The 23,818-nt window shown below is 61.8% G+C and carries 15 protein-coding genes and 1 pseudogene; 3 read left to right on the plus strand and 13 right to left on the minus strand.

The features are described 5' to 3' along the window. Positions 1-35 precede the first annotated feature (35 nt). The gene (locus GSQ82_RS22705; protein ID WP_158794553.1) at positions 36-1,430 is read right to left on the minus strand and encodes an alpha-amylase family glycosyl hydrolase; all 1,395 of its coding nucleotides are present in this window, start codon (positions 1,428-1,430) and stop codon (positions 36-38) included. A 132-nt stretch (positions 1,431-1,562) separates the two neighbouring features. Here GSQ82_RS22705 and GSQ82_RS22710 point away from each other — a divergent pair, with 132 nt between their 5' ends. After that, complete coding sequence (locus tag GSQ82_RS22710) at positions 1,563-3,065, plus strand: M20/M25/M40 family metallo-hydrolase (RefSeq protein WP_158794554.1); 1,503 nt, start codon at positions 1,563-1,565, stop codon at positions 3,063-3,065. A 51-nt stretch (positions 3,066-3,116) separates the two neighbouring features. Here the strand turns inward: GSQ82_RS22710 and GSQ82_RS22715 are convergent, their stop codons facing one another. Both GSQ82_RS22715 and GSQ82_RS22720 read right to left on the minus strand, forming a co-directional pair. Further along, positions 3,117-4,049 (minus strand): VOC family protein, encoded by a 933-nt coding sequence (locus GSQ82_RS22715; RefSeq protein ID WP_158794555.1) that lies wholly within the window; start codon positions 4,047-4,049, stop codon positions 3,117-3,119. A gap of 168 nt (positions 4,050-4,217) precedes the next feature. Then, positions 4,218-5,729, minus strand: a complete 1,512-nt coding sequence (locus tag GSQ82_RS22720) for an aldehyde dehydrogenase family protein (RefSeq protein ID WP_158794556.1) — start codon at positions 5,727-5,729, stop codon at positions 4,218-4,220. A gap of 344 nt (positions 5,730-6,073) precedes the next feature. On the opposite strand from GSQ82_RS22720, the gene GSQ82_RS22725 reads away from it, so the two are divergent. Next, positions 6,074-7,267, plus strand: coding sequence for a hypothetical protein (locus GSQ82_RS22725; protein ID WP_216847161.1), 1,194 nt, complete (start codon positions 6,074-6,076; stop codon positions 7,265-7,267). A gap of 365 nt (positions 7,268-7,632) precedes the next feature. Here GSQ82_RS22725 and GSQ82_RS22730 read toward each other — a convergent pair whose 3' ends face one another. The 8 genes and pseudogenes from GSQ82_RS22730 to GSQ82_RS22765 form a co-directional block, all read right to left on the minus strand. Next, the gene (locus GSQ82_RS22730; RefSeq protein WP_254061860.1) at positions 7,633-8,277 is read right to left on the minus strand and encodes a hypothetical protein; all 645 of its coding nucleotides are present in this window, start codon (positions 8,275-8,277) and stop codon (positions 7,633-7,635) included. 582 nt (positions 8,278-8,859) lie between these two features. Then, positions 8,860-11,805, minus strand: coding sequence for an FAD-binding and (Fe-S)-binding domain-containing protein (locus tag GSQ82_RS22735; RefSeq protein WP_158794558.1), 2,946 nt, complete (start codon positions 11,803-11,805; stop codon positions 8,860-8,862). A gap of 71 nt (positions 11,806-11,876) precedes the next feature. Beyond that, the gene (locus GSQ82_RS22740) at positions 11,877-13,130 is read right to left on the minus strand and encodes an SGNH/GDSL hydrolase family protein (RefSeq protein WP_158794559.1); all 1,254 of its coding nucleotides are present in this window, start codon (positions 13,128-13,130) and stop codon (positions 11,877-11,879) included. 203 nt (positions 13,131-13,333) lie between these two features. Continuing rightward, positions 13,334-13,834 carry a DUF4142 domain-containing protein gene (locus GSQ82_RS22745; protein ID WP_158794560.1) on the minus strand — a complete coding sequence of 167 codons (501 nt, stop codon included), beginning with the start codon at positions 13,832-13,834 and terminating at the stop codon, positions 13,334-13,336. A gap of 90 nt (positions 13,835-13,924) precedes the next feature. After that, a complete protein-coding gene (locus GSQ82_RS22750) occupies positions 13,925-14,947 on the minus strand; it encodes a DUF1338 domain-containing protein (RefSeq protein ID WP_158794561.1) in 1,023 nt (340 codons plus the stop codon). A gap of 140 nt (positions 14,948-15,087) precedes the next feature. Continuing rightward, positions 15,088-16,386 (minus strand): amidase, encoded by a 1,299-nt coding sequence (locus tag GSQ82_RS22755; protein WP_158794562.1) that lies wholly within the window; start codon positions 16,384-16,386, stop codon positions 15,088-15,090. A 79-nt stretch (positions 16,387-16,465) separates the two neighbouring features. After that, positions 16,466-16,962: pseudogene (locus tag GSQ82_RS22760) on the minus strand (DUF2165 family protein). Then, positions 16,962-17,843 carry a cytochrome c gene (locus tag GSQ82_RS22765; RefSeq protein ID WP_158794563.1) on the minus strand — a complete coding sequence of 294 codons (882 nt, stop codon included), beginning with the start codon at positions 17,841-17,843 and terminating at the stop codon, positions 16,962-16,964. Before GSQ82_RS22765 ends, GSQ82_RS22760 begins: the two are co-directional and overlap by 1 nt. A gap of 75 nt (positions 17,844-17,918) precedes the next feature. Between GSQ82_RS22765 and GSQ82_RS22770 the strand changes: the two genes are divergently transcribed. Further along, positions 17,919-18,374 (plus strand): RidA family protein, encoded by a 456-nt coding sequence (locus GSQ82_RS22770; RefSeq protein ID WP_158794564.1) that lies wholly within the window; start codon positions 17,919-17,921, stop codon positions 18,372-18,374. Positions 18,375-18,380: 6 nt separating this feature from the next. On the opposite strand, the gene treS is transcribed toward GSQ82_RS22770, so the two are convergent. Both treS and GSQ82_RS22780 read right to left on the minus strand, forming a co-directional pair. Continuing rightward, complete coding sequence (treS, locus tag GSQ82_RS22775) at positions 18,381-21,701, minus strand: maltose alpha-D-glucosyltransferase (protein ID WP_158794565.1); 3,321 nt, start codon at positions 21,699-21,701, stop codon at positions 18,381-18,383. Positions 21,702-21,732: 31 nt separating this feature from the next. Next, positions 21,733-23,766: an alpha-1,4-glucan--maltose-1-phosphate maltosyltransferase gene (locus tag GSQ82_RS22780; RefSeq protein WP_158794566.1), complete on the minus strand. Its 2,034-nt coding sequence runs from the start codon at positions 23,764-23,766 to the stop codon at positions 21,733-21,735. Positions 23,767-23,818 lie beyond the last annotated feature (52 nt).

The raw sequence follows: 23,818 nt of genomic DNA on the forward strand, positions 1-23,818 counted from the left end.
TGCGTCCTTCGGGCGCAGGGAGAGCTGGTGGTGGCTTAGAAGCGCAGGGCGCCGATGTAGGAGGCGTAGGGTGCGATGGTCATGGACTCGAGGTGCATGGTACCCATGCCTTTGTCGGACCGGAGAACGGTTCGGAGGAAGCTGCCGCGCAGGTGGAGGCGGACGATGTCGGCCTTGAGGGAGAGGTTGACGGGCTGCGCGGTGAGGTTGCAGATGATGACCAGAGGCGGGGTAAGGGGTGAGGTGCCCTGGGGCTTGCGGATCCAGACGAGGACGTTCTTGTCGTCCTGATTGATGGTGATGTTCTGGCCGTTGGCGATGGTGGCGTTGCCGTGGTGAAGACTGCTGAGCTGGCGATACCAGTTGAGGAGCGAGGAGGGGTCTGCGTCCTGAAGGGCGGCGTTGGGGGGGACGGATTTGTCGTACTCGGCGGGCGCGGGTGCGGGCTTGCCTTTCGCGGGTGGGGGCGGTGCGTCCCAGACGATGAGGGGTGAGGTCTCGGGGGTGGGGACGCCTAGCTCCTGGCCGTAGTAGAGGAGGGTCTCGCCGCGGGTGGCGAAGAGGATGGTGGCGAGGACTTTTGCGATGGCGAGGTCGTGCTGGCCGTCGGCGTAGCGGGAGATGCTGCGGGTGAGAGCGGGGCCGTCGGTGGCGAGGAGCGGCAGAGTGTGCCCGGCCTGGAGGATGTCCTGGGTGGTGTCGATGGCGGGGCGGATGAGGGAGGCGGTGAGTTTGTCGGGGGTGCCGGGGCGGGCGTCGAGGAAGAGTTGCGGGGCGGTGGAGGAGTCGGGCGGGCTGTAGGTGCGCTGGCGCGGATCGGTGGGGAGGGTGGGGTCGGCGTCGGCGATGACGATGCGCTGGCCGAGGAAGGTGCTGGCGGCCTTGCGGACGATGGCGGCCTGGGCGTGGGCGTTGTCGGTGCCTCCGACGATGTGAAAGCCGGCGATGCCGCGGTTGAGCCAGAAGCGGGCTACGTTGGAGAGGGTGTCGTTGGGGATCTTGGGGTCGAGGTCGAGGAGGACGCGGATGTTGCGGCGGCTGGACTCGTGGATGAGATCGTCGAGGTCGTCGGAGGCGCCGAGTGCGGGGTTGATCTCTTGGGGATGGTCGGCGTCGGGCTGGATGGGGGTGAGGAGGATGGCGTCGACGCCGAGGGACTGGATGTAGTCGAGGCGCTGGGTGAGGCCGTGGAGTGGGCTTGCGGATGTTGTGGCGGCGGTGTCGGTTGCGGGGCTGGAGGCTGGGCTGAAGTTGGCTGGGTTTACCTGGTAGACGACGGCGTGCTTCCACCAGACGTCGGTGCTCATGCCGGAGCCTGCCCAGCCGGGACGGGCGAGGGTTTGGGCGGAGGCGAGTGGGGTGAGAGAGAGGGCGCAGGTAAGGCTAAGGGCGAGAAGGCGGCGGGGGATCGGCATGGAGGGGATGGTCACGCTCTTATTGAGATGCTACGCGAGATATGGGGGCGGCGGGATTGACGTTGTATGTGCGCGCCGAGGCGTTTGCGTAATTGCTTGTGTTTGGTGGGAGCAGGTTCTATGGTCAGAGAAAAGGGAGATCTTTGCATGAAATATTTTGCCGCTGCTTTGACGGGGGCTGCGCTGCTGTTTGCTCAGTCGGGTTTGTCGCAGATGGGTTCGCCGGATGCACCGGCACAACCGACGATGCCTGCGGTTGCCGGGCCGTTGGCGGCGAAGTACAAGGCAGATGCGGATCGTATTCTGCAGGCGGCGGCGACGGATGAGGATGGGTATGTGGCGCTGACGTATCTGTGCGACCACGTGGGCAAGCGGTTGAGCGGGACGCCGCAGTTGAATACGGCGGTGGAGTGGGGCGCGGAGTTGATGCGCAAGGCGGGATTGCAGAACGTGATGGTGCAGCCGGTGATGGTGCCGCGGTGGGTGCGCGGGAGCGAGTCGGGCACGATGATGACGGATGGGGTGGGGGCGGTGAACAGGCCGCTGCATATGCTGGGGCTGGGGATGAGTGTGGGGACTCCGGTTGAAGGGATTACGGCGGAGGTGGTGTTTGTGCCGAGCTTCAGGGCGCTGGATGCGATGACGCCGGAGCAGGTGAAGGGAAAGATTGTGGTGTTCAATCCGGGCTGGCATGGGTATGGGGTGAATACGCAGTACAGGACGTATGGGCCGTCGCGGGCTGGGGCGAAGGGCGCGGCGGCGGTGCTTGTGCGGTCGGCGACGGGGCTGGCGATGCAGATACCGCATACGGGGACGCTGGTGTATGACGCGAAGGCTCCGAAGGTTCCGGCAGCTGCGATCTCGGTGGAGGATGCGCTGATGATCGAGCGGTTGTGCAAGGAGGGTCCGGTGAGGGTTCACCTGCAGATGGAGGCGCACATGGAGGCGGATGTGCAGGCGGGCAATGTGATCGGCGAGATTGTGGGGAGTGAGCAGCCGGAGCAGGTGGTGGTGATGGGCGGCCATATCGACTCGTGGGATGTAGGACAGGGCGCGCAGGATGATGGGTCGGGGATTATGGCGACGTATGAGGCGGTGTCGCTGATCCACAAGCTGGGGCTGAAGCCGAAGCGGACGATACGGCTGGTGTTCTGGGTGAATGAGGAGAACGGCGATCGCGGCGGGATTGCGTACCGGAAGATGGTGGGGGACAAGATTGGCGACTACGTGGCCGCAATTGAGATGGACGAAGGAGCGGAGAAGCCGCTGGGGATGGGGTATGGAGGCTTCGAGTCGATGATGCCGGGGGCGAAGGCGGTGCAGGTGAGCCAGATGCCGGCGGAGGATCAGAGGTCGTTTGCGGCCCTGCAGGATATCGCCTCGCTGATGGGGTCGATTGGAACGGATACGGTGTCGCAGGGTGGGGGAGGGTCGGATATTGAGCCGCTGGTGGCGGATGGCGTGCCTTCGCTGAGTCCGCGGACGACGGCGGCGCACTACTTCGACTGGCACCATACGGAGGCGGATACGCTGGATAAGGTCGATCCGGTGGAGTTCAACAAGAATGCCGCGATGCTGGCGGTGGAGGCGTATGTGCTGGCCGATATGGACGGGCGGCTGGCCGGGCACAAGGTGACGATGCGCGAGTAGAGGCTGGGTGAGTTTGAAGCGGCTGTCCGGAGGGATTCGGATGGCCGTTTTTTAGTTTGGTGGTGGGGCGGCGGAGGGTGGGACGGGTTTGCCGCTGGCGGTGAAGGGCTCCATGAGTTCGATGCGGGTGCCGTCGGGATCGAAGAGGTTGACCTGACGCTGGCCGTTGACGCCGGTGTGGGGGGCGAGGGGCTTGGCGTAGGTCTTGTAGGCGGGGCTGGCTTCGAGGCGGGTGATGGATGTGGCGAGGTTAGGGACGGAGAGGGAGACGTGTTCGCTGACGCCGCGCTGGTTGGGTGGGGGGAGATCGCGGTAGAGCATGAACTCGACGTAGTCGTTGCCGTCGGGGACGCGCATGTCGATCCAGCTTAGCTCTTTGCCGTTGGAGCTGCCGCGCCAGAACTCGTGGAAGCCGAGGATGTCGCCGTAGAAAGCCATGGCTTTCTGGCTGTTGCCGACGAGGAAGCCGAGGTGGTAAATGGAATCGGAGATGCGGGCGGCGGGTAGGAATTTGCCTGCGTTTTTGGCTTCCATGCCGTCGGGCTGGGGCTCGACGAACTCGACCAGGGTGCCGTCGGGATCTTTGATCTCGAAGTTGCGTTCGCCGGTGCGGCCTTTGCCGACCTTGCTGTCTACGGGTATGCCTCGGGAGGCGAGGTAGAGGCGCATCTGCTCGGCGTTGGAGACGATGAAGGCAATGTGGCTGAGGTAGCCGGAGCCTGCGGGGGGCTTCTGGTTGAAGAGTTCGATGTGCTGGTGGTCGTTGATCTTAATGAAGGCGATGCTGACTGTGCCGTCGGGGTTCTTGAGGTCGTAGGCGTCGTCGTAGCCGAGGAGGCCGTGCCAGAAGTCGAGGGCGGCGGGGAGGCTGGAGACGAAGAAGCCGGCGTGGGAGATGCCGAGGATGTTTGGGCGCTGGGGTGGAGTTTGGGCGAAGAGTGGGGTTGAGAGGAGTAGGGCTGCCAGGGTGAGGAACTTCTTCATGCTGGGGATTGGTTCCTTTCTTTGCGGTGAGGGTTTGTTGAGGGCGGCTGGATTGCCGCGGCGTGATGGCTAGAGCAACCCAAGTGCAGAGGCAACCGCAGATCCCTCCGCTGCGCTGCGGGATGATAAACAAGAGGACAAACAAAAGAGACGAGTGAGAGCTTTGGTTTAGTCGATGTCGAAGCTGACGCCCTGGGCTAGTGGGAGGTCGGTGCCGTAGTTGATGGTGTTGGTGGCGCGGCGCATGTATTGCTTCCAGGCGTCGGAGCCGGATTCGCGGCCTCCGCCGGTCTCTTTTTCGCCGCCGAAGGCTCCGCCGATCTCCGCCCCGGAGGTGCCGATGTTGACGTTGGCGATGCCGCAGTCGGAGCCGACGGCGGAGAGGAACTGCTCGGCTTCGCGGAGGTTCAAGGTGAAGATGCTGGAGGAGAGGCCCTGGGGGACGTCGTTATGGAGGCGGAGGGCTTCGGGGAGGTCGGAGTATTTGAGGACGTAGAGGATGGGGGCGAAGGTCTCGTGTTTGACGATGTCGGTCTGGGTGGGGATTTCGACGAGGGCGGGGCGGACGTAGAAGGCTTCAGGATCTTCAGTGTTGATGCGTTCGCCTCCGGTGATGACGGCTCCGTCGGCGCGGGCGGCGTCGAGGGCCTGCTGCATGGCGTTGCAGGAGCGCTCGTCGATGAGCGGGCCGACGAGGGTATTGGGCTCGCGGGGGTCGCCGATGTTGACGGAGGCGTAGACCTTTTTCAGCCGGGGGATGAGTTTGTCGTAGACGTCCGTGTGGACGATGAGGCGGCGGAGGGTGGTGCAGCGCTGGCCGGCGGTGCCCATGGCGGAGAAGGCGATGGCGCGGAGGGTGAGGTCGAGGTCGGCGGTGGGGGCGACTATGGCTGCGTTGTTGCCGCCGAGTTCGAGGATGGCTCGGGCGAAGCGGGAGGCGAGGCGCGGGGCGACGGCGCGGCCCATGGCGGTGCTGCCGGTGGCGGAGACGAGGGGGATGAGGTGAGAGTCTACGAGCTGCTGGCCTACGGCGGCGTCTCCGATGAGGAGCGTGGCAAGGCCTTCGGGGACGCCGCCGAACTTTGCCGCGGCGCGGTCGAAGATGGCCTGGGTGGCGAGGGCAGTGAGGGGAGTCTTTTCGCTGGGCTTCCAGACGACGGCGTTGCCGCAGACGAGGGCAAGGGCTGTGTTCCAGCTCCAGACGGCGACGGGGAAGTTGAAGGCGGAGATGATGCCGGTGACGCCGAGGGGGTGCCAGGTCTCCATCATGCGGTGACGGGCGCGCTCGGAGGGGACGGTGAGGCCGGCGAGCTGGCGCGAGAGGCCGGCGGCGAAGGTGCAGATGTCGATCATCTCCTGGACCTCGCCGAAGCCTTCGGAGAGGAGCTTGCCGGTCTCGATGGTGACGAGGCGGCCGAGGGAGTCGATGTTGGCGCGAAGCTCTTCGCCGAGGAGGCGGATGAGTTCGCCGCGCTTGGGGGCGGGGACGGTGCGCCATTCGAGGAAGGCAAGATGGGCCTGGGCGATGGCTTCGCTGGCGGCGAGGGGGGTGATGCGGGGGATCTGGGCGATGATCTCGCCGGTGATGGGGGTGCGGACGGTGAGGTCGCCACTGGTGCAGGCGGATTTGCTTACGCCGAGGTGGGCGAGGATGGATTCGACTTCTTGTTTGATCGTCATGGCTGGCATGGTTAGCGTAGACGTTGGGAATGGCCGGTGGCAAATGGGAGAGGTTTCGGCGGGAGTGAAAATTCATCGGATATAAATCGTGTCTTATTGTACGGACACCAAGTTGTTTCATATTGGGAGGCCAAGCAGATGCCTTTCGGTCGCGGGAGCGATGAGTCAGTTTCGTGTGGTAGGGTGAAGGACGCAAGACTCTGCCTGTAGCTGCATTCGTGTTAAAGACGAAGCAATGCGTACCTGTGGAGAGCGTCTGTTTTTTTCTGGCCTTGTTCGCTGTCCCTACCTTCCTCCTTGACCTGGTTTGTTGCGTGCACCAGACGATCCTAAGGAGATCTTTCGTGAAACCTATGCTGTCTTTTGTCGTTCTCGCTGTCTTGTGCTGTGCAGCCCCTCTGAATGTGAAGGCGCAGAGCTCCGCCGCTGGTGCCGATGTGTCGGTCAATCGCCAGCAAGCCACTATCACCGAAGTTCCAACGCCTTCTACCTTCAGTCTGCCGCAGGGTGTTGACATCGCCGGCGACGGCAGCATCTGGTACGCCGAGACGAGTGCAGGCAAGATCGCACAGCTGAAGGCGAATCAGACGAGCGCGGAGTTTGCCATACCCAACGGAGGCCAGCCGGTTACCGTGAAGATTGCTGCGAACGGCATCTGGTTTACCGATGGATCGAATCATGCGATCGGTCTTCTGAATCCGACGACGGGGAGCGTCGAGGAGTATGCGATTCCGTCTGGCGGGTCGCCGCTGTTTCTGCAGCTGGCGCAGGATGGGAGCAAGTGGTTCTCGGAGACAACAGGCGTGGGCCGCTTGACGCCCAATGGCGTGATCACCGAGTGGATGGTTGCACTGGAGCATCCGGACGATAACATTGAACAGCTCAGCATCGACGCGGCGGGCAACATCTGGTTTGTGGAGCGAAACTTCGATGGTGCGGGAGCGGCGGGGACGAACAAGGTCCGCAGGCTGAACCCAAACACGAGTGTGATCAGCACCTACCTGGTGCCGACCTTTGGCGGGAATCCGGCTGGCGTGCAGGCGAATGCCAATGGTACGGTTTGGGTGTCGGAGTACTATGCGAATGCATTTGCGCTGCTGTATCCGCAGTTGGCGCCGCATAGCGACGAGGTGGTCTCGCCTGGTTCACGCGATGCCAGCAAGAGTGGCGTGACGGTGCGGTCGGCCGGCTCGGGTCCTGCGACGGGTGTGCAGACTGCTGTGGCTCCTGCCAATGCGGTGGTGCGGCCTCGCCTGACGCTGGGGTGGATCGAATATACGATTCCGACGGCCAACGCTCTGTCTGAGGATATGCGTATCGACCGGCTGGGACGGGTCTGGTTCGAGGGAGACTCCGGTCTGCTTGGAGTACTGAATCCATATATTGGCTCGTTCACGGAGTACACGATTCCTTCGGCCGATAGCGGGTACTACGATATTGCGCTGGACCAGAACAAGCAGGAGCTTTGGTTTACGGAGGCGGGTGTCTTCGCGCCGGTAACGACGAAGATTGGACATCTGAACGTCACTCTGCCGTAAGCGCAACGCTGCGATCTGGCTTAGGTACTCCCTCCTAGTATTTGTTGTGCAAAGTCTTCTAAACAGGGACTTTAGGTTTGGACCTTGGTGTAAAGTCTTCCGCTGTCGGGGTCTTGCTTGCAAAGTCCTGATTGGAAAGAAGAAAGCCCCGACGCCTAGGCATCGGGGCTTTCTTCTTCCTTATTTAATTATACGGGTTGGGGTGGGGTAAGTACGCAAGGGATATGTAGATGATAATGAATGGTTTAGAAGTTTGTGGGGCTTGACAGGATTGGAGGGCGGCACGGGTGGGGCAGAGGATTCAAGCGGGCGGGCCTAGTCTTTATGTGCGCGATGATGTTCGGTGAGGCCGCGGGCTTTGCGCGTTAGTCGGGGTGGGCGGCGAGGAACTTTTTATAGGAGCGGTCGAGGGAGTTCATGAAGGCGTCGACCAGGGTGAGTTGGCCCTGGAGGACTTCGATCTTTTGCTTGATGTCGCGGGCCTGGTTGTCGGGTAGAGAGTCCTTTTCGCCGACGTTCATGAAGGGCGCGAGGCTGATGATGGCGTCGCGGGCGGCCTGCTTTTCGGCGTCGAAGAGCTCGGCCTGGGTGGTGTAGATGTCGGCGTACTCCTCGGCCCGGGCGTAAGGCATATAGGAGAGTGCGGTGGTGGACTGAGCGGTTCGCCAGCTTACGTCGTCGAAGGTCTGGAGGCCGGAACCGATCGACATGCTCGAGTGTTCGGGGTCCTTGTGGTTCTGGATGATGTATTTGAGGACTTCGATGTCGTGTTTGAGCTGGTCTTGGTTCTTGTGCAGCGCGGCGAGTGCGTCGGGCAGGCCTTTGGCGTTGCTTTCGATCTCGGCGTGGAGGCTGGCTTCGGCCTCGTGGACGAGGTGGCGGTGGTGCTGCCACTCGACGCAGCCTTCGAGGCCGAGAGCGATGAGTAGGCCGATGGTGATGGTGAAGAGATGAAGCAGAAAATCGCGCCAGCCATGCATGGGTTCATGGGGAGGGTGTACATCGAGCACCGGGGGGACCTCGTCGAGTTTCACTTTGGACTAGCGTAGCAAATCGGCGACGCGGTTTGTGTCCGGGAGTGGTTTAAAGCGGCTGAATGGAATCAGTGGGATAGAGCTTGTGAAAAAGATTGAGGAGTACTTGATGCGGAGTTGAGGACATGGCGGCGGCGTGGGAGCTAGAAAAAGTGCAGATGGCGCGGGGGCTAAGGGTCTTCGCTACTGTCTGCCGGCAGTCTTCGCTGTCGGCAATCGAAAGATCAGGAGCTTACTATGACGAGCCATGAAGCCGTACCGACCGGGGCTGCAGCGAGCCCTCCTTGCACGGGAATCTTCTGTGCGCCGCACTATCTTGTGAAGGTGTTGCTGGTTGCACTTTTTGTAGGCCTAGCTGGAAGCTGGGTTTACTGTAAAGCCGGTCAACCGACGACGATGGAATCGTCCCTGGATATGTCAGACGTGCCTACGATGGCGTCGACTTTCTAGTGCGGAGTTCTTAGTGGTATAGGTCAATGCCTTCCCGAAGCCCCAGGTCTCAGAAGCGAGACCTGGGGCACCCAAACTCCACCTCTCTCTCCCTTTGAGAACTCTGCGCTAGGTCTGCCGATTCGCCTGGGCGAGGAGTTCGGCGAGGTGGATGGGTTTGGCGTTGGTGTTCTGGGTGATCTGTTCGGCGCAGCTGAAGCCGTCGCTGAGGATGATGGCTTTGGTGTTGGCGCGGACGGCGGGGAGGAGGACGCGGTTGGCTAACTTTTGCGAGAGATCGTACTTGTCTTTTTCGAAGCCGAAGGGACCGGCCATGCCGCAGCAGCCGGAGTCGAGGAGTTCTATGTCGGCGCCGGTGGCGTAGAGGATGGCGAGCTCGTCGGTCATGGACATGGTGGCGCGGTGGTGGCAGTGGCCGTGGACGATGATCTTGCCGTCGAGCTGCGGGGGGCGGTAGTGGGGGGCGTGTTTGACGAGGAACTCGCTGAGGAGGAGGGTCTGGCTGCGGAGTTTTTGCGCGCGGGGATCGTTGGGGAGGAGGTTGGTGAGTTCGTCGCGGAAGACGGAGGCGCAGGAGGGTTCGAGGACGACGATGGGGGTGCCGGCTTGGAGCTGCGGGGTGAGGGCATCGAGGATCTTGAGGAGGTAGTCTTTGGCGGTGTCGAGCATGCCGAAGTCGTAGAGGGGACGGCCGCAGCAGAGATGTTGCGTGGGGAGGGTGACGCGGAAGCCGGCGGTGGTGAGGACCTGGTGGGCAGCGCGCATGGCGGAGGGGTGGAAGTAGTTGTTGAAGGTGTCGGCCCAGAGGAAGACCTCGGGCGCTTCGGCGGGGAGGGGGTTGCGACGGTCGTTGCGGCGGCGTGGGTCGCGGGCGAGGCGGCGGTCGGGGGTGAAGGGTTTGGAGAAGCGGGGGAAGGTCCGGTTGGGGTGGATGTGGAGGATTTTTTTGATGACGGTGCTGATGACGGGGGCGTTGTTAATGGCGTTGACGAGGTGCGGAGCGTAGGAGGCGAGGCGGGCGAAGACGTCGATGCGTCCGAAGGCGTAGTGGCTCCAGGGGCGGGACTCGTTCTCGTAGTGGTGGGCGAGGAACTCGGCTTTGTAGGTGGCCATGTCGACGGAGACGGGGCACTCGGACTTGCAGGCTTTGCAGGCGAGGCAGAGGTCGAGAGATTCTTTGACCTGCTTGTTCTTCCATTGGTCGGGGAGGACTTCGCCTTGCATCAACTCCCAGAGGAGGTGCGCGCGGCCGCGGGTGGAGTGGAGCTCCTCGCCGGTGGCCATGAAGCTGGGGCACATGGAGCCGGCGTCGGTCTTGCGGCAGGCTCCGACGCCTACGCAGCGGAGGTTGGCGGAGGCGAAGGAGCCATTGTCTTCCGCGAAGGCGAAGTGGGTCTTGGGCTGCCAGGGGTTGTAGTCGGCGCCGAGGCGGAGGTCTTCGTGGGGCTGGTGGGCGTCGATGAGCTTGTTGGGGTTGAGGCGGTTGGTGGGGTCGAAGACGTGCTTGAAGGTGCGGAAGGCTTCCATGAGTTCGGGGCCGAACATCTTGGGGAGGAGTGCGCCACGGGCCTGTCCGTCGCCGTGTTCGCCGGAGAGGGAGCCGCCGTGGGCGAGGGCGATGTCGGCGGCGCGGTCCATGAACTGGCGGAACTTGAGGATGCCGGATTCGGTTTCGAGGTCGAAGTTGTGGCGCATGTGGACGCAGCCCTGGCCGAAGTGTCCGTACATGGCGCTGCGGTAGTTGAACTCCTTCATGAGGGCGGCGATCTGGCGGAGGTAAGAGCCGAGTTGGGTGGGATCGACAGCGGCGTCCTCCCAGCCTTCCCAGCCGGTGCCTACGCCGGGGATGAAGGCGGTGGCGCCGAGGCCGGACTCGCGGATGTGCCAGACGCGCTTGGCTTCGGCGGAGGTGTAGATGCGGGCGGTGGGTTCGGGGGTGAGGGTTTTGAGGTAGGCGGCGAGGGCGCGGGCTTTCGCGTTGGCTTCGGGCTGGGTGGCGGCACCGAACTCGACGATGAGGAAGCCGTCGCCGGGGGGGAGGAGGGCGAGGTCGTCGAGGGATTTTTGCTTGCGGCGGAGGGCGTCGAGGAGGTAGCCGTCGATGCCTTCGAGGCCGATGGGTTTGAACTCTAGGATGTGGGGGACGTGGTCGGCGGCGAGGAAGACGTCGGGGAATCCGATGCCGATGAGGGTGCGGCACTGCGGGCTTTGGACGAGCTGGAGGGTGGCGCTGAGGATGATGGCGCAAGTGCCTTCGCTGCCGACGAGGGCGCGGGCGAGGTTGAAGTTATTTTCGGGGAGGAGCTCGTCGAGGTTGAAGCCGGAGACGCGGCGGGGGATACGGGGAAATCTTTCGCGGACCTGCGCGGCGTAGGTGTCGCGGAGGGTTTTGAGGGTGGCGTAGATCTCGCCTGTGCGGCCGCCGGCTGCGATGTGGGTTTCGAGTTCGGTTTCGGTGGTGGGGCCGACGGTGAGGCGGGTGCCGTCGTAGAGGAGGAGGTCGAGTGAGGCGATGTTGTCGACGGTTTTGCCGCCCATGAGGCCGTGGACGCCGCAGGAGTTGTTGCCGATCATGCCTCCGATGGTGCAGCGGCTGTGGGTGGCGGGGTCGGGGGCGAAGGTGAGGTTGAACTTTTCTGCGGCGTCGCGGACGCGGTCGAGGACGATGCCGGGTTGGACTTTGACGGTGCGATTAGTCACGTCGATTGCGGACATGCCGTTCATGTACTTGGAGAAGTCGAGGACGACGGCGAAGTTGCAGCCCTGGCCGGCGAGGGAGGTTCCGGCGCCGCGGGTGAGGATGGGGGCGTTGAAGCGGCGGCAGAGGTCTACGGTGGCGGCGACGTCTGCTTCGTCGCGGGGGATGACGACGCCGATGGGGATGTGGCGGTAGTTGGAGGCGTCGGTGGCGTAGAGGGCTTTGGAGGCGGGGTCGAAGCGGACTTCGCCGCGGATGGTCTGGCGGAGCTGGGCTTCGAGGTCTTCGGATGCAGTGAAGGTGTCGTGTGCGCGGGCGTGGGAGCTGGGCAGGACGACGAAGGGTGAGGTGGACATATTGCCTTCACTATACGGCTGTCGATGAAGAGTTTAAAGCAGGAGGTGAAAAGGCAATGATGATGATTCAGCTACTTTGCGTTGGCTGCGGTCTTCGGGAGGGTCGAAGTTTTTGGCTGGTGAAACAAGCTTATGTCGATCGAGTCTGCCATTGCTTTGTATCCGGCGTCGTTGGGATGGAGGTGGTCGCCGGAGTCGTACGCGGGATTGAATGCGGCCGGCTTCAGTGGATCGCGTGTGGCTTTGTCGAAGTCGATGACGCCGTCTACGACGCCTGCTGTGCGGTACCAGTGATTGACGGCGATGCGCGTCTGCTCGCCTTTTTCTGAAAAGATTTCGGAGCCGCTGTAGGGGGTGAGAGTCGCGGCGAAGACGGTGATGCCGTGGGCGTGGGCGCGCTCCACGAGCTGGGTGATGCCGACGATGAGGTCTTCGGCGGAGGCGTCTTCGGAGGGTTCTTCCCAGTTGATGTCGTTGATGCCTTCGAGGAGGATCAGGTAGCGTGCGCCGCTCTGCGCGAGGACATCGCGATCGAAGCGGGATATGGCGGCCTGGCCGAGTTCGGCGCGCAGGATGCGGTTGCCGATGATTCCCTGATTCAGGACGGCGGCCTGTGCCGTGACGGGATTTTTTTGCAGGCGGTCGGCGAGGTAGTCCGGCCAGCGATGATTGGCGTCGCTGGTCGAGGCGTTGCCGTCGGTAACGGAGTCGCCAAGAGTGACGATGGCGAAGGCGCCTTTATGAGAACGCACGTCGATCCCTTTGACGAAGATCCAGGCGGGTGTTGTGCGGGCGTTCTCCATTTTGAGAGCTTTGGTGGCATCGCCCTTTGCCACGTAGTTGGTCGATGAGGCGAGGAAGTGGCAGGTGCGGATTGGGATCGCCTGATCGGGAAGGTAGAGGCTTACCGTGAGGCTGGAGAGCGCAGGGATGTTCATAGGGACTTCGTCGCTGAGCATGAACCCGCCTGCGGGAATGCTTGTGGAGGGGCGGCCGCCGAAGGTCAGCTCATGATCGGAGGCTGGCGTTATGGCTCCGTTGCCGGAGCTCAGGGCAATACGGGCGGAGCCTACCAGAAGCTGAGTGGTGCCGAATTCGTTGGTCAGCTTTACGCGCAGGCCTTTGCCGCCGATGCTGGTGCGTATGACGTTGCGGTAGGTTGAATCGCCGGCGGGCTGGTCTGGTTTTGTGGGGCAGGCCATGGGGGAGGCGGACCAGGTTCCGACCCAGTCTGTGGTGGGCGTGTGAGCGGCAAAAGCGGGGAGGAATGACAGGCAGAGGATGTTTGCGGTTATTGCTTTGAGGATCGTCATGCTTTGTGGCATGTTTTCGTGCTTCTCCGGTGTATGATCGCGACCGTTCCACTATACGGCTTCGAGTGGCCGAGTTTGAAGGAGGTGTCGCCGACGTGGGCGTTTGAGCTTGGTAGGACGACGAAGGGTAAGGCAGACATAGGGCTCACTGTACGGGGTGAGACCTATGTCTGAAGGGGAGGAATCTTCGGAGCCAACCTGTTTTCGTCGAATGCTTACAGCGTGTTCAGCCATCCCAGATGGGCTTTTACGAGCACCGCGGTCTGATGGGCAAATTGTTGGTACGGTGCGGAGCCGCCCTCTGCCTCCTGGATAAACAATCCTTCATCCTTGTTGTGAATCTGCTTCATGTCCGTGATGTAGTACGCATCGAAGCGATCCGGTGGGACTGCTTTCAGATCGGCCAGACGCTTGGAGAACTCGGGGTTCAGTCCAGGTGCGATGACTACGCCTGTCGCGCCCGCGATGTCTCTCAGCGCACCGTTCACGGCGTCATGATCATGTGACTCCAGGACACCGAAGTTCTTTACAAATGGAGTTACTCCGCGCATGGCAGCGATCTTGCCTGCTTCGACTTCATATCGCCCTCCCTGGGACACCTTAGCTACAAAGTCCCGGTCGGCCTGCGAGGCGGGTGGGGCGGCTAACAGTGTTGTCGCGTACATGAGGCCTGCCGCCATCACTGCCAGTGTTGCTTTAGCGTTCCGTCGCTGCATTATTCTCTCCTGAGTTTCTATCGACTATCCAGTTTGTTAGATGCCGAGTTGTTGCTCGGGAGAGAGACACAGCATTTCGGAGGGATGAAATCAGGTATTGGCGGTCATCTTGAAGATGGCTTGTGCGTTGCTGCTGTCGAAGCTGAGGTCGAGTTTTTGTTTGCCGTCTTCTTCGGGAAGCGGGAGGCGGGTGATGAACTCGTAGAAGGAGCCGTTGACCTCTTTCTGGATGAGGCCGTCGGGGGTGCGGAAGTTGCGCTGGACGCGGGCGGCGAGGTAGGCGGTTTGGCGGACGCGGCCGGACTGGGAGGTTTCGACGGCGGCCTTCATGGGCTGACCGAGGGCCTTCTGTTCTGCGGCGAGCTGGTCGACGTCGGGGACTCGGTCGGTAGCGTGGTTGAAGGCGCTTCCTTCGGTGGAGATCCAGGCCATCTCGGGGGATTCGGCGAGGAGGATCTCGTAGTCGGCGAGGGTGGGTTCGGTGTGCTGGCGGGCGAAGACGGAGACGAGGGTGGGGAGTAGCTTTGCGGCTTCGTCGACGGAGAGGGAGCCGTTGGTGTGGAGCTTTTCGAGGAGTTCCTTGGCTTCGGGGGTGACGGGATCTTTGGAGGTGGAGGTGATGCGCTGGACGGCGGCCTGGAACTCGGGGGAGAAGCGCTCAGGGTGAAGCTCGCTGATGAAGAACTGGGCGATGTCTTCGGGATAGTCGGCCTGGGCGTGGGAGCGGCCGGTCATCTTGAGGCGCTCGAGGGGGTACTCGCCGTTGAGGGCGTAGCCAAGGGGGCGAAGGATGCGGGTGATGGACTCCTGACCGGCGGGGAGAGCGCCCATGCCGGCGAGGGCGACGGTGCGGACGGCGCCGTGGTCATGCATGACGGTCTTGCCGTCGCGGATGCAGTGTTCTACGTAGGTTTTGGCGGCGGGGACGCGGGCGAGCAGATCTTCAAAGAGGAGCATGTTGAGAGCCTGCGCGACTGCGGCGCGGGAGACTTTGGGGCCGGGGTCGGCGGCGATCTCAGGGTGGATGACGAGGACCTTGAAGAGCTTGTCGGTGCGGTCGGAGCCGATGAGTTTGGTGAGAGTCTCGCGTAGGACGCTGGTGTCTGTGCTCATGTTCTGTTTCCCTTCTATTCCCCGTGGTGCCGGTGTGAATGGCGTCGGCCATAACATCATCGTCAATGGGAGGGAGTATGTAAAGGCGGAGGGTATTTATGTTGTTTGAAGAGGCTGGGATTGCTTGGTTGGGTGGGGGTTTATGCGAGGGTTGCGCTGAAGGCAAGCAGGTATGCGTCCTGCATAGGTGCGGCTGCGAGTTGCATGCCGGTTCCGAAGGCTGCGCCGATGTGTTCTCCGGAGAGGACGACGGCAGGTAGACCGGCGAGGCTGACGGGTGTGGTGTAGCGCAGGATGTTTTTGCGGGCGGCGGATTGGTCTTGCCCGGCGTGGAGTTTGCTTACGGGAGCGCAGGGGAGGATGAAGAAGTCGACTTGCTGGAAGAGTAGGGACATCTGTGAGCGGAAGGCTTCGAGGCGTTGATGCAGGGGGGCGAGTTGATCGCTGGTGAGGGATGCGCCCCAGGTGAGACGTTCGGCGATGGCGGGTTCGAAGTGGAGGAAGTTGCCGGTGTGGATGAGGGCGGCTTCGCTGGCCTGGATGGGGGCGAAGATCTCGAGGCTGTCGGACCAGAAGACGGTATCGATGGGGGAGAGGATGGCTCCGTGCTGGGTGAGGCGCTGCTTCCATGCTGTGTAGGCTTCGAGGACCTCGGGCTCGCAGTCGTGGAGGAAGGCTTCGCCGACGCAGCCGATGCGCGGGCGGGTCGGAGTGGGGGCGGATGGGATGTCGAAGATGGCGTTGGCGAGGGCGGGGGCGTCGCGCAGATCGCGGAAGAGAAGACCGAGGGTGTCGAAGGAGGGAGCGAGGTGGGCCGCGCCTGCCCAACGCTCTTGGCCGCGACTGACGGCGCGGGAGGAGCGGTAGCCGGCGAGTCCGGAGAGCGCAGCGGGAACGCGGACGGAGCCGCCGGTGTCGGTTCCGATGGCGGCGAGGGCTGAGCCTTCCTGCACACTGGCGGCGGATCCGCTGGAGGATCCTCCGGTGAGCAGGGTGGCGTCGCGTGGCTGGAGGCAGTCGCCGTAGTCGACGTTTTCGCCGGTGATGCCGTAGGCGAGTTGATGGAGGTGGGTCTTGCCGGTGAGGATGGCACCCGCGTCGAGGAGGCGCTGCGCTACCCAGGAGTTTTTCGTCGCGACGGGATTGTGTTGGGCGTAGAAGCGTGAGCCGCAGGTGGTGATGGTGCCTACGACGTCGAAGCAGTCCTTGATGGAGATGGGGACGCCGTAGAGTGCTGGACGAGCGGTAGGTTGTGGGAAGAGACGGGTAAGCTGGTCGGCGCGTTGGAGGGATTCATTCGCGAAGTAGGTCAAGTAGATATTGCGGGAGGCGTTGCTGTTGGCTTTGCTCGCGGAGTTTGCTGCGACTTCGCTGGGATTCGTGGTTTCGGCGGCGAGTACGCTGCGCAGAGACTGGAGTGGAGAGATGGTTTCGGTCATGGCGAGGAACCTATCTGGTTAGAAGGAGCTGTCTGGGTGTTGGATGGATTGTATTGTGCCGCGTGCGTGCGGTGGTGGACTATTCGGTTGCGACGGGTTCCGGCATGGCCAGGTAGAGAAGGATGATACCGAGGATGACGAAGATGCGGAAGGCAGTCTCCTCACCGTTCCATGTCTTCGATTGCCACATGAGGAACCATTCGCCGCCGACGCTGATGAAGGCTGTAAACCACATCAGCATCCCGAAGACGAGGGTGAGGATAGCGAGCGACTTTGCCTGATGAAAATGCGCGGCGGAGAGGTTGGCTGCGCGGAGCATCCTGATGCCGGACCACCAGAGAGGATGGCGGTGACGGTCTCCCAGGCGATGATGAGGAGGTAGAAGAGGGTGTGGATGGCGGGGCGATCGATCTCGCGCCACATGCCGTGGTTGCCGGGGAAGGTCGAGTCCATCGTGAGAGTGTGGCGGACGAACTGGAAGTTGGAGTTGTAATCTGTCGCGTTGTTGAAGACGACGAGCGTGTAGAAGAAGGCCACGGAGAGGATGAGGAGAGCCTTCGAGATCCGTATCGGCATCAGTGAGCTTCCGCGGAGAAGGTCTGGAAGTAAGCCTGAAGTGCTTTGGCAATGGCGTCGTCGAAGCTGGGATTGGGCGGCATGGAGGCGTTCGGATCGATTGACTTCGGGTCGCGGACGAGACGTTCGAACGTGGCTGGCGAGGTAGCGGCGCGGGTGCCTAGTGTCTGCCAGGTTCTGTCGGCTTTGGTGCCGCCGGTGCTGTTCATGTTGTGACAGCGGAGGCAGTCTTGCTTTGCGATACGGTAGCCTGCGTCGATCTCGGGGGTGGAGGCGTAGTTGGCGGATGGAGCGATGGCGCCGAAGACGAGTGGTGAGGAGTTGAAGTCCAGGCCCGCGATGACTGCGGGGATCTGGGGCATCTCGTCGTAGGAGAGAACCTTGAACGATGGCGTGAAGGAGGCGTGGGTGATGAAGTACGTGCCGGGGCTCTTGTTGTGTGTCTTCTTTGCCCATGTATTTACGGGCAGGCCATTAATCTTGAGGGCTAAGATGGGGCGATGCTGCTGCGTGTATTCGCGGGAGAAGTGAGCGTGGTAGCGATCGGAACAGATGGCGACGATGAGATCTGCGCCGGGCAGAGCGCCGAGAGATTGGGCGAGTACGTCAAGATAGATGCCGGTGATGACGACCTTCTGGCGGGGAAGCTCGGTGAAGTTATCGTCGGGCTGGATGGGGATAGTCACGGTGGGGAGTTTGAGGAGATGTTTGTAAGAGATGTATCGGACGGCGCCTGGCGTGATGCCGGCGATCATTCCGGTGATCTGAAGGTCTGTTGCGGAGCTGCGCTTGGATTGAAGAAGGGCTCCGCTGGAAGGGCGTCCCGCAGCGAGCAGGGCACAGCACACAACGAAGACGATAACCGACTTCACTCGGGGCATGACTCAGACTATCGTGGATTCTCTTTTCGACAAGAAGAAAGGAGATGCGTTTTTTGACGTGATAAAGTACGGCGCATGCATATCGAAAAAACGATTCTGGAAGCGGGTTTGAGTCTGCCGTCTGCGCCGTCCCCAGGTGGCAACTATGTTCCGGCGAAGACGGTGGGGAAGCTGGTCTATCTCTCGGGTGTTATCTCTGCGGATAGCAGCGGCGTGATTACGGGCAGGGCCGGCGATGATTGCGGAGTGGAAGAAGGATATGCTGCGGCGCAGACCTGCGTGTTGCTGCATCTGGCGGTGCTTCGGCAGCATCTTGGATCGCTGGATAAGGTGAAGAGTATTGTGAGCGTCAATGGATACGTGAACGCTGTTGCGGGATTCGCAGATTCGCCGAAGATCATCAACGGCGCATCGGACCTGCTGGTGAAGGTGTTTGTGGAGGCGGGGAAGCATGTTCGTGCGGCAGTCGGGGTGAGTGCTCTGCCGCGGAATGCTCTGGTGGAGCTGCAGATGGTTGTGGAGATCGAATAAGCGCTGCTATTGCAGCAGCGAGAGAATGCCGGTGAGTGGGATGCGGACCCAGGTGGGCCGGTTGTCGAGTTCGTAGAGAAGTTCATAGAGTGACTTCTCTAACAGGTAGGCGTTGAGTAGAAGTTGCGCCTGCGCGGGTTTGGGGAGGAGTTGCGAACCTGCGGTGTCGATGGCGAGCTTGTAGGCGCGGAGGAATTCGGTGGAGACGGCGTTCTGCCAGAGCGTGGCCCAGGGCTCCAGGTTTTTGGCGTCGTCCGGGCGACGTTGGGCGAAGGTGTTGAGTGCGGCGTTGGCGGCGTAGCTGAAGGAGCGCAGCATGCCTGCGACATCTTTGAGCGGAGACTGTTTGGCGCGGCGTGCGGTGAGGCTGCGCGCGGGTTCGCCTTCGAAGTCGAGGATGACGAAGTCGCTGCGTGAGCGCAGGACCTGGCCGAGATGATAGTCGCCGTGGATGCGGATGCGCTGTCCGGCTTCGGAGGGTGTGGCAGAGGCGATGGCTCGGGCGCGGGAGAAGATCTGGATGCGACGGCTGAGAAGAAGCGCGGCGTTGTCGGCGGTGACCTCGTTGAGCTGAGACATGGTGCGCCTGAGGACTTCGAGGGTGCGGGTGAGCTGCGTGTCGATTCGATCCGCCTCAGCGACGAGATCGGTGGTGATGAAGGACTCGGCTGCGAAGGCGGGATTTGTAGTAGGGGTTGCGAGGGCGAGGTGCATCTCGGCGGTGCGACGGCCCAGCAGGCAGGCGGCGTCGAGGTAGAGTGCGGCGTGTTCGCGCGCGAGGGTTGAGGTTTTATCTTCAGCGATGAGGTTTGGGACTGTACCGAGGTCCTGCGGAGTTGGCAGAGTGGCTACCGCATCGTAGTAGTGGGAGAGCTCGTCGAGTGTCCACTGCCAGCCGTCGCCTTCGTTTTCGACGAGGCCCTGCAGCATGGCTATCGTGGTCGGTTCGCCGTCTTCTGATTTGAGTGTGATGTCGCCGAGGAAGGGAGCGATGCGGTTGAAGTGCGCGGTTTCGGTGAGGAAACGGCCTATCTCGGTGTCGGGATTTTCTCCGGGTTCGAGACGCCGGAAGAGTTTCATGATGAGTTTTGCGTCGTAGAGGATCGATGTGTTGGATTGTTCGGCGGAGCCGGTGCGCGCGGGGAGCGGTTCGCTGCCACGTGCTTCGGCGAAGGCGCTGCTGCTGTGACCGACGAGAGTGCCGTTGCGGGTGGGGAGTTCTTCGTTGGCCTCGATGAGATGGAGGATGGCCTGACGAACGTCTTCGCGAGCTACAGCGTCGTGCAGGACTGCGGGGCCGTCGGGTGTGCTGACAGTTGCGATGATGTTGCCGGGGTCGGAGGCGCGGAGTGTGTCGGCGGCTTCTCCCGTGCTGATGGTGAGTGGTAGTTGATAGGTGTTGCTGGTGTCGTCGTCGTAGGTGAGCTGAAGGAAGACGAGAGCGGCGTTGAGGCTGGGCAGTTCTGCGAAGTCTAGTACTGCGACGGTCTTGATGGTCTTCGACTTCGCTCCGAACCAGCGTTGGTGAGGGAGATAGGTGATGAGGAGTTGCTGCAGAAGCGAAAGGCCAGGGCCGGTGAGGATGCCTTCGATGCCGTGGCTGAGCAGGGCGAGGATGGGCTCTTCTTCGGGAATCTGGACTGGTTGCGGCACCTCGGGCGCGGGTTGTAGTTCGAGCCAGAGGAAGGAGTAGGGCGCGAGCGTGAGCGGGTACGGCTGCGCGGTGATGGAAGGAAAGGTGACGTAGCCGAGCATCTCGACGGGAATCATGCCAACGAATTTGGTGAGGTCGAGCGATACGGGCTGCGAGAAACGCGAGAGGTTGGCGACGCAGAGGATGGTCTCGGTGTTGCCATTGGCCTCGTCGTCGTACTTGCGAATGTAGGCGAGGATCTTCCTGTTGTCGGGGTTGAGGAACTCCTGCGAGCCTCGACCGAAGACGTGAAAGAGCTTGCGGAGCGCGATCATGTTGCGCGTCCAGTGGAGGAGCGAGGACTGATCGGACTGCTGGGCTTCGACGTTAATGGACTGATAGCCCCAGATGGGATCCATGATGACGGGGAAGTAGAGCTGCGCGGGAACGGCCTTGGAGAAGCCGGCGTTGCGGTCGGAGTTCCACTGCATGGGGGTACGGACGCCGTTGCGGTCGCCGAGATAGATGTTGTCGCCCATGCCGATCTCGTCGCCGTAGTACATGATGGGCGTGCCGGGGAAGCTGAGGAGCAGGGAGTTGAGGAGTTCGATGCGGCGGCGGTTGTTGTCGACGAGTGGCGCGAGGCGCCTCCGGATGCCGACGTTGATGCGCATGCGGGCGTCGGCGGCGTAGGCGAGGTTCATGTAGTCGCGCTCGTCGTCGGTGACCATCTCGAGGGTGAGTTCGTCGTGGTTGCGGAGGAAGAGGCCCCACTGACAGTTCTCCGGGATGGCCGGGGTCTGGGCCATGATGTCCGTGATGGGGAGGCGGTCTTCCTGACGGAGTGCCATGTAGATGCGCGGCATCAGGGGGAAGTGGAAGGCCATGTGGCACTCGTCGCCGTCGCCGAAGTAGGGGCGGACGTCGGCGGGCCACATGTTCGCCTCCGCGAGTACAAGGCGATTCTCGTATTCGGCGTCGATGACGGCACGAATCTCTTTGATCTTGACGTGAGTCTCGGGCACGTTTTCGCAGCTGGTGCCGTCGCGTTCGACGAGGTATGGGATCGCATCGAGACGGAGGGCGTCGACGCCCAGGTCCATCCAGAACCGCATCGCGTTCAGCACCTCTTCCATGACGCGTGGGTTGTCGAAGTTCAGGTCTGGTTGATGCGAGAAGAAGCGATGCCAGTAGTACTGCTGCGCGACCTCATCCCAGGTCCAGTTGCTCTTCTCCGTGTCAGTGAAGATGATGCGGACGCCTTCGAAGAGTTTGTCGGTGTCGCTCCACACGTACATGTCGCGCTCAGGCGAACCCTTAGGGGCGCGGCGGGCGTTCTGAAACCATGGGTGCTGGTCGCTGGAGTGATTGATGACCAGCTCGATCATGACCTGCATGCCGCGATGGTGGGCGGCGTCGAGGAACTGTTTGAAGTCGTTGAGGGTGCCGTAGCTGGGGTTGACGTCGACGTAGTTGGCGATGTCGTAGCCGTCGTCGCGGAGGGGCGAAGGAAAGAAGGGAAGCAGCCAGAGGCAGGTGACGCCGAGGTCCTGGAGGTAGTCGAGTTTGGACATCAGGCCGGGAAAGTCGCCGATGCCATCTGCGTTGGAGTCCATGAAGGCACGAACGTGAATCTCGTAGATGATCGCGTCTTTGTACCAGAGGGGATCGGTGGCGCTGCCGGCTTTTTTCACTCTTGTTCCTCGTGCTGGAGAAGCTCTATATCTATGATGCCGACGAAGCTGGGTTGAGTGTAGTCTCACCGGCTGGCGCGGTGATAATTCGGAATACGTGTGCGGGCATGATATCCGGACGTAGGGCGACGTAGTTGCTGCGGTCGTGCCACTGGTACCGGATGCCGGTGAGGAGGTCTTGGATCTCGAAGTTGCCGTCGCGCGGGATCGCAAGCTGTTTGAGATCGAGGTCGATCCAGCCGGCCTGCTCCTGAGTGGGGTCGAGGTTGATCGCGACGAGGATGCGGTTGTCGCCGGCGGACTTGCTGTAGCAGAGGATGTTTGGATTATCGACGGGATGAAAGTGGAGGGAGCCGTCGCTTTGTAGTGCCTTGTTTTCGCGGCGAATGCGATTGATGCGAGTGACGAGCGGTGCGAGGCTGTAGTCCGCGGTACGGTCCCAGTGGCGGATCTCATACTTTTCGCTGTTGAGATACTCTTCGCTTCCGGGCTTGATGGGAGCGTTCTCGCATAGCTCGTAGGCGGGGCCGTAGATGCCGTAGTTTGCGCCCAGGGTTGCGGCGAGAAGGAGACGCTGCATGAAGGCTGGCCGTCCGCCTGTCTGGAGCGACCCGTGAAGGATGTCTGGCGTATTGGGCCAGATGTTGGGACAGAAGAAGTCTGTGACCGGTGGCTTGGTGATCTCTTCGAAGTACTGTTGCAACTCTGCCTTGGCGGTGCGCCACGTGAAGTAGGTGTAGGACTGGGTGAAGCCGGCTTTGGCCAATGAGTACATGACGTGAGGTCGCGTGAAGGCTTCGGCGAGGAAGATCACGTCGGGATTTTTCTTCTGGAGTTCGGCGATGCACCACTCCCAGAAGGGAAGGGCCTTGGTGTGTGGGTTGTCGACGCGGAAGATGCGGATACCTTGACGGATCCAGTAGGCGAAGACGTCGCGCAGGCCTTCCCATAGGCCGCGCCAGTCGGATGATTCAAAGTTGAGTGGATAGATGTCCTGATATTTCTTTGGAGGATTTTCCGCGTACTGGATGGTCCCGTCCGGACGGATGATGAACCAGTCGGGATGCTCTGTAACCCAGGGGTGATCGGGGGAGCATTGGAATGCGATATCGAGGGCGATCTCCATACCGGAGTCTTGGGCTGCGGCTACTAGAGCTTTGAAGTCGCGCAGGGTGCCGAGCTGAGGGAGGATGGATTTGTGGCCGCCCTCCTTCGCGCCGATGGCCCAGGGGCTGCCGAGATCGTTCTCGGTTGCGGTGACGTTGTTGTTGGGGCCTTTGCGAAATGCGGTGCCGATGGGATGAATAGGTGGAAGGTAGAGTACGTCGAAGCCCATCGCAGCGATGCTGGGGAGAAGCGCCTGCACGTCGGCGAAGGTGCCATGCCGAGTGGGATCGGGCGAGGTGGAGCGAGGGAAGAGCTCGTACCAGGTGGAGTAGCGTGCGCGCTCGCGGTCGACCCAGAGGTGCAGCTCCTGCGGATAGCGGGTGCACAGATTCAGATCGGGATACTTCGCGGCGACCTTGATGGTCTCTTCGTTGATGGGATCCGTATAAGTAGTATTTTTGCTTTCGGCCAGTTGGATGAGTGAGGCTGCGGCGCGCGACAGAAGCTGCTGGTCGGCACCCTTCGCGCGTTCGGCGACCTGTTTCAGGAGGATGGAGCCTGAACGCAGCGCAAGTGGGATGTCTTGCTGCGTTGCGGACGAAGTGACGTCTTCTGATGCTGGCTGCGCAGAGAGCCGCTTGCCAAGATCGTCTCGCCAGGTGTCGAAGTGATCGATCCAGGCTTCGAGGGTAAAGACCCATTCGCCTAATCTGTCGAGCGTGAAGCTGGCGGACCAGAGGTCGTTGGTGAGAGGGATGAGTGGGGAGGTCTTCCAGGTGTCTTCGCTGGCGTGACGGTAGAGCAGGTGGCCGGCTACATGATCGTGGCCGTCGCCGAAGACGGCTGCGGTGACAGTAACGACATCGCCGATTGTTCTCTTTGCGGGGTAGCGGCCGCAATCGACTTGCGGCTGGACTTCTTCTATGACGACACGTTTGCGGCCTTCGAAAGGTTTCATATCACCTGGGCATTTAAAGCAGGTCTGACTGCTTGGTTAGACGTACGGTCTG

Source organism: Granulicella sp. L60 (assembly GCF_009765825.1).
Lineage (GTDB): Bacteria > Acidobacteriota > Terriglobia > Terriglobales > Acidobacteriaceae > Edaphobacter.